The organism is Pseudomonas sp. PKS, assembly GCF_051913525.1.
Lineage (GTDB): Bacteria > Pseudomonadota > Gammaproteobacteria > Pseudomonadales > Pseudomonadaceae > Aquipseudomonas > Aquipseudomonas guariconensis_D.
The window spans coordinates 185,355-199,375 of record NZ_JBEGDO010000008.1; the positions used below are offsets into that span (position 1 = coordinate 185,355).

General features: G+C 63.8%; 15 protein-coding genes. 12 read left to right on the forward strand and 3 right to left on the reverse strand.

What is annotated here, in order from left to right; translation table 11 throughout:
• Positions 1-99 precede the first annotated feature (99 nt).
• The 6 genes from ABOA88_RS11325 to ABOA88_RS11350 all read left to right on the forward strand — a co-directional run bounded on the left by ABOA88_RS11325 (position 100) and on the right by ABOA88_RS11350 (position 4,842).
• Positions 100-987 carry an acyl-CoA dehydrogenase gene (locus ABOA88_RS11325; RefSeq protein ID WP_196170885.1) on the forward strand — a complete coding sequence of 296 codons (888 nt, stop codon included), beginning with the start codon at positions 100-102 and terminating at the stop codon, positions 985-987.
• A 51-nt stretch (positions 988-1,038) separates the two neighbouring features.
• Entirely contained in the window at positions 1,039-2,118 is a 1,080-nt protein-coding gene (locus ABOA88_RS11330) for a serine hydrolase domain-containing protein (protein ID WP_367851599.1), read from the forward strand.
• Positions 2,115-2,411: an amidase gene (locus ABOA88_RS11335; protein ID WP_196170886.1), complete on the forward strand. Its 297-nt coding sequence runs from the start codon at positions 2,115-2,117 to the stop codon at positions 2,409-2,411. The genes ABOA88_RS11330 and ABOA88_RS11335 overlap by 4 nt, the downstream gene beginning before the upstream one ends.
• Positions 2,412-2,455: 44 nt before the next feature.
• The gene (locus ABOA88_RS11340; protein WP_196170887.1) at positions 2,456-3,037 is read left to right on the forward strand and encodes a YceI family protein; all 582 of its coding nucleotides are present in this window, start codon (positions 2,456-2,458) and stop codon (positions 3,035-3,037) included.
• 1 nt (position 3,038) lies between these two features.
• A complete protein-coding gene (locus ABOA88_RS11345; protein WP_196170888.1) occupies positions 3,039-4,196 on the forward strand; it encodes a phospholipase D-like domain-containing protein in 1,158 nt (385 codons plus the stop codon).
• A gap of 79 nt (positions 4,197-4,275) precedes the next feature.
• Complete coding sequence (locus tag ABOA88_RS11350) at positions 4,276-4,842, forward strand: DJ-1/PfpI family protein (RefSeq protein ID WP_196170889.1); 567 nt, start codon at positions 4,276-4,278, stop codon at positions 4,840-4,842.
• Between the two features lie 176 nt (positions 4,843-5,018).
• Here the strand turns inward: ABOA88_RS11350 and ABOA88_RS11355 are convergent, their stop codons facing one another.
• Positions 5,019-5,417 (reverse strand): nuclear transport factor 2 family protein, encoded by a 399-nt coding sequence (locus ABOA88_RS11355; protein WP_196170890.1) that lies wholly within the window; start codon positions 5,415-5,417, stop codon positions 5,019-5,021.
• A gap of 115 nt (positions 5,418-5,532) precedes the next feature.
• Here ABOA88_RS11355 and ABOA88_RS11360 point away from each other — a divergent pair, with 115 nt between their 5' ends.
• A complete protein-coding gene (locus tag ABOA88_RS11360; protein WP_043214941.1) occupies positions 5,533-6,123 on the forward strand; it encodes a GNAT family acetyltransferase in 591 nt (196 codons plus the stop codon).
• Positions 6,120-6,992, forward strand: coding sequence for a carbon-nitrogen hydrolase family protein (locus ABOA88_RS11365; protein ID WP_367851553.1), 873 nt, complete (start codon positions 6,120-6,122; stop codon positions 6,990-6,992). The genes ABOA88_RS11360 and ABOA88_RS11365 overlap by 4 nt, the downstream gene beginning before the upstream one ends.
• Before the next feature lie 120 nt (positions 6,993-7,112).
• Here ABOA88_RS11365 and ABOA88_RS11370 read toward each other — a convergent pair whose 3' ends face one another.
• On the reverse strand, positions 7,113-8,636 hold the full coding sequence (locus ABOA88_RS11370) for a fumarate hydratase (RefSeq protein WP_043214937.1): 1,524 nt from the start codon (positions 8,634-8,636) through the stop codon (positions 7,113-7,115).
• Positions 8,637-8,891: 255 nt separating this feature from the next.
• Between ABOA88_RS11370 and ABOA88_RS11375 the strand changes: the two genes are divergently transcribed.
• On the forward strand, positions 8,892-9,824 hold the full coding sequence (locus tag ABOA88_RS11375) for an iron-sulfur-binding ferredoxin reductase (RefSeq protein WP_367851552.1): 933 nt from the start codon (positions 8,892-8,894) through the stop codon (positions 9,822-9,824).
• 117 nt (positions 9,825-9,941) lie between these two features.
• On the opposite strand, the gene pyk is transcribed toward ABOA88_RS11375, so the two are convergent.
• Positions 9,942-11,393 (reverse strand): pyruvate kinase, encoded by a 1,452-nt coding sequence (gene pyk / locus ABOA88_RS11380; RefSeq protein WP_043214932.1) that lies wholly within the window; start codon positions 11,391-11,393, stop codon positions 9,942-9,944.
• A 181-nt stretch (positions 11,394-11,574) separates the two neighbouring features.
• On the opposite strand from pyk, the gene ABOA88_RS11385 reads away from it, so the two are divergent.
• The 3 genes from ABOA88_RS11385 (at position 11,575) to sbcB (ending at position 13,960) form a co-directional block, all read left to right on the forward strand.
• Complete coding sequence (locus ABOA88_RS11385) at positions 11,575-11,958, forward strand: tetratricopeptide repeat protein (RefSeq protein WP_196170893.1); 384 nt, start codon at positions 11,575-11,577, stop codon at positions 11,956-11,958.
• A 121-nt stretch (positions 11,959-12,079) separates the two neighbouring features.
• Complete coding sequence (locus ABOA88_RS11390; RefSeq protein ID WP_196170894.1) at positions 12,080-12,439, forward strand: PilZ domain-containing protein; 360 nt, start codon at positions 12,080-12,082, stop codon at positions 12,437-12,439.
• A 90-nt stretch (positions 12,440-12,529) separates the two neighbouring features.
• Positions 12,530-13,960 carry an exodeoxyribonuclease I gene (sbcB, locus tag ABOA88_RS11395; RefSeq protein ID WP_196170895.1) on the forward strand — a complete coding sequence of 477 codons (1,431 nt, stop codon included), beginning with the start codon at positions 12,530-12,532 and terminating at the stop codon, positions 13,958-13,960.
• Positions 13,961-14,021: the final 61 nt, after the last annotated feature.

Consider the following 14,021-nt stretch of genomic DNA (forward strand, 5'->3'; position numbering starts at 1 on the left):
GGTCGACTTTGTTGTGCAAAGTCAGCCTAGGTACGCGCGGTGTCACCCCCGTGAAGCTTTGGTGATGCTTGCGTGACAACCCCTGACGAGGAGCCTGCGATGCCCTGGTTGCAACGAGTCAACGACCCCTACCGCCAGCCCCAGGCCCAGAGCCTGGGTGAAGGCTACGCCGCCCTGCTCGAGCGTCTCGGGCAGGTCTCGCCCTTCGAGCTGGCGGTGCTCGGTGGTCGGGCGATGGCCACGCCGGGGCTGGCCTTTCTGGTCGGCTACCAGGCAGCTCTGCGTGTGCTGTGGCCCAGTGCCCCGGCCAGCCTGGGTGCCTTGTGCGCCACCGAGCGGCGCAGCGTGCGCCCGGCGGACATGCAAACCCGGCTAGACAACCTGCGCCTGAACGGCAGCAAGGATTTCGTCACCGCCGGGCTGGACGCCGAATGGCTGCTGGTGGCGGCGCGTAGTGAGGCCGATGGAGAGAAGCCCCGGCTGCAACTGGCGGTGGTCTATCCGGGTGAGGCAGGGGTGACGCTGGAGGCCTTGCCCACCTTGCCGTTGATGCCCGAAGTCGGTCATGCGCGCCTGCAGTTGCACCAGGCCGCCAGCGAACGGCTTGCCGGTGATGGCTGGGATGCCTACGTCAAACCCTTCCGCTCGTTGGAAGACCTCTACGTGCTCGCCGCATTGGTGGCCTGGCTGTATGGCGTCGGTCAGGAAAGCGCCTGGCCCCAGGACCTGCGGCTGCGTTTACTGGGCCTACTGGGTGGGTGCGCCGAGGGCAGCCGACAGTGCGCCGACAGCGCCGCCTGCCACTTGCTGCTGGGCGGTCTGTTCGCCCAGTTCCATGCGCTGCGCGAGGCGATCGACAAAGCCCTGGCGGGCGGGCCGCCCCACTGGATGCAGTTGTGGCAGCGCGACCAGGGCGTGCTGGCGCTGGCCACGGCGGCGCGGGAGAAACGCCTGCACAAGGCCTGGGCCGCCGTCGGATTGTCATGAAACCCTGGCAGGCTCGCCCGTTCAGCCACGTGAGGGGCGGCCATGGGCAGGCTGGGGAAATTGCTGGGCATTCTGGCATGGGTGAGCGTTTCGGCGTGGGCCGAGTCATGGCCGGATCCGGACTGGCAGCGCGAACCTGCGGCCATCGACTGGCAGACGGTCGAGGCCTACGCCTTTCCCGACCGCGACGAGACCGGGCGCACGGGTGTGCGCAGCGATGCGCTGCTGGTCATCCGTGACGGGCGCATCCTGTATGAGCGCTACGTCGCGCCCACCCGTGCCGACACGGCGCACCTGACCTGGTCGATCAGCAAGAGCGTGCTGGCCACTGTGCTGGGAGTGGCCTACGGCGAAGGGCGTTTTACCCTCGATGAGCCGGCGTGGCGCTACTATCCGCCGCTCAAGGTGCATTCCGAACTGCGCATCGTCGACCTGCTGCATTGGGCCAGCGGCCTGGCCTGGCAGGAAGACTACGAATACGCACCGCTCAAGTCCTCGGTGGTGGCCATGCTTTATACCCGTGGCCGCGCCGACATGGCTGCCTTCACCGCAGCGCAGCCGGCCGAGGTGGCACCGGGCGAGCGCTTTCGCTACTCCAGTGGCGACAGCAACCTGTTGGCCGCGGCCTTGCGTGGCATGCTGCCTGCCGACAGCTATGACGACTACCCATGGCAGGCGCTGTTCGAGCCCTTGGGCATTCGCCACGCGGTCTGGGAGCGCGATGGCGCCGACACCTACGTGGGCTCGTCCTACCTTTACCTGAGTGCGCGAGACCTGGCCCGCATCGGCCTGCTGATGCTGCGTGATGGGCGTTGGCAAGCGCGGCAACTGTTGCCCAGGGACTGGGTGGCGTTCAATCGGCAGCTGTTCGAGCGGGCCGAGGCGATCCCAGGCGAGGCCAATCCGGGCGGGCACTGGTGGCTCAACCAGCGGTTGCCGGGCCAACCGGCGCCTTGGCCGGACGTTGCGCAAGACGCCTATGCCGCGCTTGGTCACTGGGGGCAGGCGCTCTACGTGGTACCGTCGCAGAAGCTGGTGATCGTGCGCTACGGCGATGACCGCGACGGCACCTTCCAGCACAACGAACTGCTCAAGCGGGTGTTGGCGGCTGTTGCCGGGGAGGGCGGATGAGGCGCGTCGTGCTGTTGCTGGTGGTGGCATTGCTGGGGTGGGCGTGGCACGAGCGTCGGGCGTTGGCGGATTTTCCAAGCATCCTGTCGGCCTACTCGGCCAAGGAGTACTGCTCGTGCCGCTTTGTCATGGGCTTCGATGAGACCTACTGCCGGGGATATGTAAAGCAGTATCTCCCTTTGGGCAGGCTGGAGGAGGACCACGCGCGACGTCAGGTGCTCGCTGAAGGCTTGGGGCGTCGCAACCAGGCAGCCTGGGTGGGCGCGCGGGAGGGCTGCCGCTTGCTGCAGTGAAGGCGGGCGGGTAAGGTTGACGGCCTTGTTACACGAGATTTCACATGTTCAAACTGCCCCGCCTGCTGCCTGCTCTGCTCCTGACCTTGTGCCTGCCTGCCCATGCCAGTTGGCACCTGGATGGCGAGTCCTCGCGTTTGTCCTTCGTCACCAGCAAGAATGCCGATACTTCGGAGGTGCACCGCTTCCTGGTGTTCCATGGCAAGGTCGACAGCAAAGGCAATGCCCAGGTCAGCATCGAAATGGATTCGGTCAGCGGTGGCATACCGCTACGTGACGAGCGCATGCGCAACGAGCTGTTCCAGGTCGCCAAGTTCCCCGAGGCTCTTGTACAGACGAAGATCGACCTGCGCCCGATCAACGACCTGGCCAATGGCGCCCAGGTTGAACTTCGCCTGCCGGTGACTGTGACCCTGCACGGGCAATCGCACCGCTACAACACCTTGCTGCTGGCCACCCGCCTGGACGAACGTCGTTTCCAGGTGGTGACCATGGAGCCGTTGATCCTGCGCGCCGAGGACTTCGATCTGTTGCCGGGTCTTGCGACCCTGCGCAAGCTTTCCGGTGTTGCGTCCATCAGCCCATCGGTGCCGGTGAGTGCGGTGCTGATCTTCTCCGCCCGCTGACATGCCGGGGCCGGTCTTCCCCTGGCGGGATGGCAACGAGTTCGAACTGCTGATCGACGGCCCTGCGTTCTTTCCGCGCATGCTCCTGGCGATCGTGCGCGCCGAATTCCAGGTCGATCTGGAGTTGTACCTGGTCGAAGCCGGCCGCTGTGCAGATGCGGTGGTCGAGGCCCTGGAGCAGGCCGCCAGCCGTGGCGTGCGGGTACGCTGCCTGTTCGACGACTACGGCTCGCTGGCCTTCCCCTCAGCGTTGCGCCAGCGCCTGGAGGCGGCGGGCGTGCAGGTGCGTTACTACAACCGCCTGCGTTGGCGACGTGGGGTTCGCAACCTGTACCGGGACCACCGCAAGCTGTTGCTGGTCGATGAATGCTGGGCGGTGGTGGGCGGGACGGGCGTTACCGATGAATTCTGGACCCCAGGCGTCGACACCAGCGAATGGCATGAAGTGATGGTGCGAATGGAAGGCCCCATCGTCACCGACTGGCAACTGCTGTTCGATCGCCAGTGGCACGCCAACAACCGTCGCACCGCTTGGCGCCCGGCCGAGGGCTTTGGCCTGCCCCGCCTGCCGCGGGTGCCCGCCCAAGGCCAGGGCATGGGCCGGGTGGCCTACGCCGACGCCCGTCAGCATCAAGACATCCTGCACTCGCTGGTGCGGGCCCTCAACAGCGGCCAACGGCGCATCTGGCTGGCCACGCCGTATTTCCTGCCGACCTTCAGCGTGCGTCGTTCCCTGCGGCGAGCGGCGCAGAAGGGCATCGACGTGCGCCTACTGCTCACCGGCCCGCGCACCGACCACCCGGCGGTGCGCTACGCCGGGCACCGCTATTACCCCCGTCTTCTGCGCGCCGGCGTTCGGATCTTCGAATACCAACCGTGCTTCCTGCACCTGAAGATGGTGCTGGTGGACGAGTGGGTCAGCGTGGGGTCATGCAATTTCGATCATTGGAACCTGCACTTCAACCTCGAGGCCAACGTAGAAGCCCTCGACCCGCCTCTGACTGCGGCGGTGGCCGCCAGCTTCGAGCGAGACTTCGCCCTCAGCCAGGAAGTCGACCTGGCGCGCTGGCATGCCCGGCCCTTCTGGCGTCGGCTGCAGCAGCGGCTGTGGGGGTGGCTCGACCGGCTGGTGGTCAATCTACTCAATCGTCGCGACTAGAGCTGTGGTGAGTACCCGTACGCGCTGAAGCGGACTATCGTGCAGGGATTGTTCCCATGCAACGGAAGGAGTGGATGCGATGACGGCCAAGAAAATTCTCATGCTGGTGGGTGACTTCGTCGAGGACTACGAAGTGATGGTGCCGTTCCAGGCGCTGAAGATGGTCGGGCATACGGTGCATGCGGTGTGTCCGGAGAAGCTGGCCGGGCAGACGGTGCGTACGGCGATCCATGACTTCGAGGGCGACCAGACCTACAGTGAGAAGCCCGGGCACAACTTTGCCTTGAACTTCGATTTCGTGCAGGTTCGAGCCGAGGGGTACGACGCGTTGGTGATTCCCGGTGGCCGGGCGCCTGAGTACCTGCGCCTGGATGAGCGGGTGCTGACGCTGGTCAAGGCCTTCGACCAGGCGGGCAAGCCGATTGCGGCGGTGTGTCACGGGGCGCAGTTGCTGGCGGCGGCAGGTGTGCTGGAGGGGCGTGAGTGCAGTGCGTATCCGGCGTGTGCGCCTGAGGTACGGTTGGCGGGGGGGCGGTTTGTGGATATCGCTTTGGACCAGGCACATGTGGATGGGAATCTGGTGACGGCGCCTGCCTGGCCGGCGCACCCTGCTTGGTTGGCGGCGTTTTTGCGGGTGCTTGGATAGTTTTTTGGGGCTGGGTTGGTGTTGGTGGGTTTATCCATTTGAGTTGTTGACGCTGACTCACCGTTCCGCCCTTACGGTGACCTACTTTTGCCCGCGAGCAACGTAGGTCGCCGTAAAGGCGAAAAGCGCGATCAGCGCCACCACCAATATTGGATATTCACACGCTCCTCAAAAACTCAAACCACCTGCTCAACCCAATCATTCAAGTTGTAGTAATTGGTCACCCGAGCAATCTTCCCACAATGGATATAGAAGAACGCCCCCGCCGGCAGCACATACGTCTGCCCGTTGGCCGGCGGCAGCCCTTCGTCGTCGGCTAGGTATTCCCCATGGACGGTGAACTCCGCCGCTGCACGGCTCCCATCGGCATTCTGCATGACCACGATGTCCACTAGACGCTCCCGGTAGCAGCGGTTCATCTTGTCCATGAACGCCGCGAACGCCGCTTTGCCCATCTGCCGCTCACCCTGGTTGACGTCATGAATCACATCTTCGCTGAGCAATCCGAGGAAGGTGGGCATGTCGCCTGCGTTGAAGGCGGCGTAGTAAGCGTTCACAAGTTCGGTAGCGGTCATGGCAATGTTCCTGTCGTGTACGGGAAAGGGGATGGCTTGGGCCGGATGATAGGGTTTCCCCTCAAGCCCGGCTTAGCCGAGCGCGTCATCCACATCGACAAAACGACCGCTAAGCATGGAAATCCGCCTGTTGCACGGCGCCGCGATTGCGCCTTACATCGATGACCTCGCTCGCCTGCGCCTTTCGGTGTTTCGCGAGTTTCCCTACCTTTACGACGGTACGCCGCAGTACGAGGCCGACTACTTGTCCACCTACGCCCGCTCCGGGCGCAGCCTGGCGGTGCTGGCCATCGACCAAGGGCAGGTGGTGGGGGCCTCCACGGGCCTGCCTCTGGTCGACGAGACGCCTGAGTTCCAGCAGCCGTTCCTGGCCCAGGGGCGCGACCCCGCGAGCGTCTACTACTTCGGCGAGTCGGTGCTATTGCCGGCCTACCGGGGCCAGGGGCTGGGCGTGCGCTTTTTCATCGAGCGCGAGTCCTATGCTCACAAGCTCGCCGAGTTCGATTACTGCGCGTTCTGCTCGGTCGAGCGGCCGGCCGGGCATCCTCGGCGTCCTGCTGACTACAAGCCCTTGCACGGTTTCTGGCGCAATCGTGGCTTCCTGCATGAGCCGTCGCTGCGCACCACCTATGCCTGGCGCGACCTCGACGAGGAGCAGGCATCGGCGAAGATCATGTCCTTCTGGCTCAAGGAACTGCCCTTGTGATCCGTCTGGCCGCTTGCCAGTACGCCATAGAGCTGCACGAGACCTGGGCGGCCTATGCCGAGCACCTCCAGAGCTTGTGCGCCGAGGCTGTCGAGGGCGGCGCGCAGTTGTTGCTGTTGCCTGAGTATGCGGGGTTGGTCCTCAGCGGGCAGTTGCCCCCTGAGCAACGGAGCGACCTGAAGGGGTCGATCGTTGGGATCCAGCCGCTGATCGAGCCCTGGCTTGCCTTGTGCGAGGGAATCGCCCGGCGCTGGGGGATCTATCTGCAGCCGGGCAGCCTGCCGCTGCTCGAGACGGACGGGCGCTACCGCAACCGCGCCTGGCTGTTCGGACCGGACGGTGTGCTGGGTTATCAGGACAAACTGATCATGACCCGCTTCGAGCGTGAGCAATGGGACATCGCTGCCGGGGAAGGGCTCAAGGTGTTCGACACGGCGCTGGGGCAATTGGGCATCCTGATCTGTTACGACAACGAGTTTCCCCTGCTTGCCCGGCACTTGGCCGAACGGGGCGCCGACTTGATCCTGGCCCCGAGCTGCACTGACACCGAGGCTGGTTATCACCGGGTGCGCATTGGAGCCCAGGCCCGAGCACTGGAGAACCAGATCGCGGTGCTGCAAAGCCCGACGGTGGGCATGGCAGCCTGGTCGCCGGCACTTGACGAGAATATCGGACGGGCAGGGCTGTTCGTGCCGCCGGATTACGGCATGCCGAGTAATGGGGTGATTGCCGAGAGCACCGAGCTTTGCCCTAAGGGCAGCCGCTGGCTGCTGGGTGAAGTCGATCTGGAGGGGGTACGCCGGGTTCGACGTGAAGGACAGGTGTTCATCCGGCGGGACTGGCCGGAGCAGTTCGACAGAATCGGATAGAACAGTTGCGGCCCCTTCGCGGGTGAACCGGCTCCTACCAGCGCTCCACTGTTGTTGGATTCAGTGGATGCCCTGTGGAGTGGGTTCAGCCGCGAAGAAGGCGCCGCTGCTACATCAGGCTTACTTCACTTCAACCGCAAGGCTCTGCGCGATCTTGCTCTGCCACAGGGCGGGACCGGTGATGTGCACCGACTCACCGTTGCTGTCCACCGCGACGGTGACCGGCATGTCCTTGACCTCGAACTCGTAGATCGCTTCCATGCCCAGCTCGGCGAAGGCCAGGACCTGGGATTTGCGGATCGCCTGGGCCACCAGGTAGGCGGCGCCGCCAACGGCCATCAGGTACACCGCTTTGTTGTCCTTGATCGCCTCGATGGCGGTCGGGCCACGCTCGGACTTGCCGATCATGCCCAGCAGGCCGGTCTGCTCGAGGATCTGGCGGGTGAACTTGTCCATGCGGGTGGCGGTGGTCGGGCCGGCTGGGCCTACCACTTCGTCACCGACTGGATCGACCGGGCCGACGTAATAGATGAAGCGGCCTTTGAGGTCGACCGGCAGTTCTTCGCCGCGGTTGAGCATCTCGACCATGCGCTTGTGCGCGGCGTCGCGACCGGTGAGCATCTTGCCGTTGAGCAGCAGGGTCTCGCCCGGCTTCCAGCTGGCGACTTCTTCTGGGGTGATCGCGTCGAGGTTGACGCGGCGGGCACTCGGGCCGGCTTCCCAGACGATTTCCGGGTAGGCGTCGAGCGACGGCGCTTCCAGCTCGGCCGGGCCGGAGCCGTCCAGCACGAAGTGGGCGTGACGGGTGGCGGCGCAGTTCGGGATCATGCAGACCGGCAGCGAGGCGGCGTGGGTCGGGTAGTCCATGATCTTGACGTCGAGCACGGTGGTCAGACCGCCCAGGCCCTGGGCACCGATACCCAGCTGGTTGACCTTCTCGAACAGCTCCAGGCGCAGTTCTTCGATGCGGTTCTGCGGGCCACGGGCCTTGAGCTCATGGATGTCGATGGACTCCATCAACACTTCCTTGGCCATGACCGCGGCTTTCTCGGCAGTGCCGCCGATGCCGATACCCAGCATGCCAGGCGGGCACCAGCCGGCGCCCATGGTCGGGACAGTCTTCAGGACCCAGTCGACGATCGAATCGGATGGGTTGAGCATGGCCATCTTCGACTTGTTCTCCGAGCCGCCGCCCTTGGCTGCGACGTCGACCTCGACCTTGTCGCCGGGCACGATGGAGTAGTGGATGACGGCCGGGGTGTTGTCCTTGGTGTTCTTGCGGGCACCGGCGGGGTCAGCCAGGATCGAGGCGCGCAGGACGTTTTCAGGCAGGTTGTAGGCGCGACGCACACCCTCGTTGATCATGTCGTCGACGCTCATGGTGGCGCCATCCCAGCGCACGTCCATGCCCACGCGCACGAACACGGTGACGATACCGGTGTCCTGGCAAATCGGGCGGTGGCCGGTGGCGCACATGCGCGAGTTGATCAGGATCTGGGCGATGGAGTCGCGCGCAGCGGGCGACTCTTCACGCAGATAAGCCTCGTGCATCGCCTGGATGAAATCGACGGGGTGGTAGTACGAGATGAATTGCAGGGCGTCGGCAACGCTCTGAATCAGGTCGTCTTGCTTGATCACGGTCATGCAGCGCGCTCCTCTTAAAGACGGGAACATTCAAAAAGGCTCTTTCGACACAGCCGACCAGCGCGTCGAAACACCTTGCAAGGCGCGCCGGCAGGCAGTGGCCGACGCAAAAGGGCGCGGCAGTATAGCGTGCATCGGTGCCCGGCACACCTGCGTGTGGTCTGGACCAAGGTCGGCATGCTGTGGGCATCCTTTTTGCTCAATTGCCGGCCAAGCCCTAGAGTGGGCGCAGTGATGTGTGGAGATGTCTCGATCATGCCCGAACTTCGCGTCGGCGAGCACCGCTGGAGCGTGCCGGCTGCCAGCAACCTGCTCGACGCCCTCAACGAGGCCGGTTATGCCGTGCCCTACAGCTGCCGCGCTGGCAGTTGCCACGCCTGCCTGGTGCATTGCCTGGAAGGCCTGCCCGAGGATGCCATGCCCGAGGCCTTGGGCACCGAGCAGCGTGAGCAGGGCTGGCGCCTGGCCTGCCAGTGCCGGGTGAACGGCGATCTGCAGGTCGCCGTCTTCGACCCGCTGGCCGACGGCCTGCCTGCGCGGGTCTGCGAGTTGGACTGGTTCGGTGACGTATTGCGTTTGCGTCTGCAACCCGAGCGGCCTCTGCGCTATCAGGCAGGGCAGCATCTGGTGCTGTGGCTGCAGGGTGTTGCACGGCCTTATTCGCTGGCCAGCCTGCCAGGCGAAGATGCGTGCCTGGAGTTTCATCTGGACTGCCGCCTGCCGGGGGCCTTTTGCGACCAAGCCCGGCATTTGGCCGTTGGTGACGAACTGCGCCTGGGCGAGCTCAGGGGCGGTGCCCTGCACTACGATGCCGGGTGGCAGGATCGGCCGCTATGGCTGCTGGCGGCAGGGACGGGGATGGCGCCGTTGTGGGGGATTCTGCGCGAGGCACTGCGACAGGGGCATCAGGAGGAGATCAAGGTGATGCACGTGGCGCGGGATCGCCAGGGGCATTATCTGGCTGGCCCCTTGAATGAGCTGGCAAGCCGATATCCACAGGTGGATGTGTGGTGCGTGACCGCAGATGTGATGCAGGATGCGTTGGCGGGGCTGCGCCCGTCGTCGCGACAGACGGTGGCACTGACGTGCGGAGCGCCGGGCAGTGTGGAGCAGTTCGCGCGGCGGCTGTTCATTGCCGGTGTGCCGAGGAACCAGGTGTTTGCCGATGTGTTCACCGAGCATGCCTGAGTGAACAGAGGAGGGCGTTGCCCTCCTTTCGCGTTGCAAGGCCGCACCCACAGGTACAGCGGTGGGCGCTGGCCAAACCTGCGATGGGCCGCGAAGCGGCCCCTGGGTGCTACAACATCAGACCAGCGGATCACCCACGTGCAGGATCTTCATGCCGTTGGTGCCACCGATGGTGTGGTAGCTGTCGCCCTTGGTCAGGATTACCCAGTCACCCTGTTGCACCAGGCCGCGCTTGAGTAGCTCGTCGACGGCCGCCTGGCTGACCTTTTCGGCCGGCAGCGAGGCTGGGTCGAAGGCGATCGGGTAGACGCCGCGGAACAGCGATGCACGCGCTTGGGTCGCGCGGTGCGGCGACATGGCGTAGATCGGGACGTGCGAGCGCAGGCGCGACATGATCAGCGGGGTGTAGCCGCTCTCGGTGAGGGCGATGATCGCCTTGACGCCCGGGAAGTGGTTGGCGGTGTACATCGCGGCCAGGGCGATGCTCTCGTCGCAACGTTCGAACGTCGTGTGCAGGCGGTGGCTGGATTTCTGGCTGGTCGGGTGCTTCTCGGCGCCTTGGCAGACGCGGGCCATGGCCTTGACCGCTTCGATCGGGTAGGCACCGGCGGCGCTTTCGGCGGAGAGCATGACCGCGTCGGTGTTGTCCAGCACGGCGTTGGCCACGTCGGACACTTCGGCGCGGGTCGGCATCGGGTTCTGGATCATCGACTCCATCATCTGGGTCGCGACGATCACCGCTTTGTTGTTGCGGCGGGCGTGCTGGATGATCTTCTTCTGGATGGCGATCAGCTCGGCGTCGCCGATTTCCACGCCCAGGTCACCACGGGCGACCATGACTGCGTCGGAGGCTGCGATCAGGTTGTCCAGGGTCTCGTCGTCGGCGACGGCCTCGGCGCGCTCGATCTTGGCCACCAGCCAGGCGGTGCCACCGGCTTCGTCGCGCAGCTTGCGGGCATATTCCATGTCGCTGGCGTCACGCGGGAAGGAAACGGCCAGGTAGTCCAGGTCCATCTCTGCGGCCAGCTTGATGTCGGCCTTGTCCTTCTCGGTCAAGGCCGGCGCGGTCAGGCCGCCACCTTTGCGGTTGATGCCTTTGTGGTCGGACAGCGGGCCACCGATGATCACCACGCAGTGCAGGGCGTCGGCGGTCGCGGTTTCGACGCGCATGACCACACGGCCGTCGTCGAGCAGCAGCTCGTCGCCGACGCCGCAGTCCTTGACCAGGTCGGGGTAGTCGATACCGACGATTTCCTGGTTGCCTTCGGTCAGCGGATGGGCGGTGGAGAAGGTGAACTTGTCACCGATCTTCAATTCGATGCGCTTGTTGCTGAATTTGGCGATGCGGATCTTCGGACCCTGCAGGTCGCCCAGCAGCGCGACGTGGCGGCCATTCTTGGCGGCGATGTCGCGGATCAGGCGGGCGCGGGCCTTGTGCTCGTCTGGAGTACCGTGGGAGAAGTTCAGGCGTGCCACGTCCAGGCCGGCAAGGATCAGTTGTTCGATCACTTCCGGTGAGTTGCTGGCGGGGCCCAGGGTGGCGACGATTTTGGTACGGCGGATGGTCATGCACAGACTCCTATAGTGAAGCGCAGCGAAAGGCTACTCCTGAATATCGCTGTAGTCATTGTTCCGTTGCACTACCTCACCGCTTGTCAGGGTGGCGTTTGAACGGTCGGGGTATGCTTGCAGATGCGTGTGAAGATTTGCCGCGCCAGGCCGATACACTGTCCATCAAAGGAGATCCCCCATGCGAGCCCTGATCGTTTTAGCCGTCGCGGCCAGTGTCGTCGGCTGCACCCGCTGGTCGATGGACCATCACCTGAACAATGCCTACCGAGCCTATGACCGAGGTGACTGCCAACGCGTGATGCTGGAACTCTCGGAGGTGGACCGCACCAGCCGGGCGCGACCGTTCATCCATCCGGAAGTTTCGATGCTGCGTGGCCAGTGCCTGGAGCGTCAGAAGCTCTACATGGACGCGGCCCAGACTTATCAGTATCTGATACAGCGTTATCCACAGAACGAGTACGCCTACCGCGCCAAGGCGCGCCTGCAGACCCTCGAGCAGCTTGGGCACCTGCGAGGCGAGTCGGCGGTGGCGACGCCTGCGACCGGTACACCTTGGCGTTAACACCAAGGTGTTCTTGATTTCATGGAAATGCCGAGTCGCGCTGAGCTAATCTGTTAACAAGATGTAACGCTCACCGCCAGTACCTTGTCTTCCTGGCATCAGGTACGGACCGCACCACGCCATGTTTATTCAACGCCATATAGAACGCCACCAGTTGCCTTGTGTTCTCAAGGTCTACAACCGGTTCACCGACCAGCAGATCGGCTACCTGGGCAATGCTTCGGAAGATGGCATGATGTTGATCAGCCATCTGCCGGTACTGGTGGGGCCGGATTTCGAATTGCAACTGCGCCTGCCGGTGGTCGGTGGCGGGGTGCAGTGCATCAATCTCACCGCCAGTTGCCTGTGGTGCCGGGAGGATCAGACCCCCGGCCACTATGATGCCGGCTTCATGCTGTTGCAGCCCCCGCGTGAGTACGATGATTTCGTCCAGGCTCTGCGCAACTACTTCAGCTTCCGCCCCATCAACGCCTCCGCCTGAGCTTTCGGCAACGCGCTGCAGCGAATTCGAGGGTGTGAACCGGCCTGTCAGGTCGCTAGACTCTGGTCGACCTTGTTACAGGAAGCCCCCGTGAGCTCCAGCATCTTCTGGCACGACTACGAAACCACCGGCATCAATCCACGCTGCGACCGCCCGCTGCAAGTCGCCGGCGTGCGCACGGACCTTGAACTCAACGAGATCGAGGCGCCCATCAGCCTTTATTGTCGCCCCAGCGACGATATCCTGCCGCACCCGGCCGCTTGCCTGGTCACGGGCATCACTCCCGCGCAACTGGCCCGCGACGGTCTGTGCGAAGCCGAATTCATGACCCGGATCCATGCGCAGTTGGCCCGTCCTGGCACTTGTGGCGCGGGCTACAACACCCTGCGCTTCGATGACGAGGTCACTCGCTACAGCCTCTACCGAAACTTCTTCGACCCCTATGCCCGTGAATGGCAGGGGGGCAACAGCCGCTGGGACCTGATCGACGTGGTGCGCACCGCCTATGCCTTGCGCCCGGAAGGCATCGTCTGGCCACAGCAGGACGGTCGCACCAGCCTGCGCCTTGAATTACTGAGCAAGGCCAACGGCATCGATCATGGCCACGCCCACGAAGCGCTTTCCGACGTACGGGCAACGATCGCCTTGGCCCGCCTGATTCGCCAGAAGCAACCCAAGTTATATGACTGGTTGTTCCAATTGCGCAGCAAGCACAAGGTGATGGAGCAGATCCGTCTTTTGCAGCCGCTGGTACATGTATCCGGCCGTTTCTCTGCAGAGCGTAATTATCTGGGGGTGGTATTGCCATTGGCCTGGCACCCACGTAATCGGAATGCACTGATTGTGTGCGACCTGCACCTGGATACCTTGCCGTTGTTGCAAGAGACCCCAGAAACATTACGACAATGTTTGTATACCCGGCGTGACGAATTGCCTGATGGACAATTACCCGTTCCGCTGAAGTTGGTGCACATCAATCGTTGCCCGGTCGTGGCGCCGTTGTCGGTATTGCGCCCTGTCGATCAGCAGCGGTTGGGTCTGGATATGTCGCAGTTGCAACGCCGCGGGGAACAATTGGCCGAGCAACAGCATATTTGGCAGGACAAGCTCGAAGCCATTTACAGCGGCGATGAGTTCGCGCCCAGCGAGGATCCTGAGCAACAGTTGTATGACGGTTTTCTGGGGGACCGGGATCGTCGCCTCTGTGAACAAGTGCGCACCCTTGAACCTGTGCAATTGGGGCAGGGGCACTGGATGTTCGATGACCCCAGGATGTCGGAGCTTTTATTCCGTTACCGGGCAAGAAACTTCCCCGATACCTTGAACGCCGAGGAGCGGCAGCGCTGGTTCTCGTTCTGCCAGCAGCGCTTGAGTGACCCGCGGCTAGGCGCCCCCAACACGCTGGGTGACTTCGAGCAGGCTTGCCAGAGCGCCCTGGCAACTGCAGATGCTGCCGGAAGGGAGGTGTTGGAGGCCTGGCAGGCACATGTTCAGCAGTTGAAGGCGCTGTATCAACGCTAAGGTACACACCCAATAAAAAACGCCAGCAATGTGCCGGCGTTTTTTATTGGGCGTGCGAGAG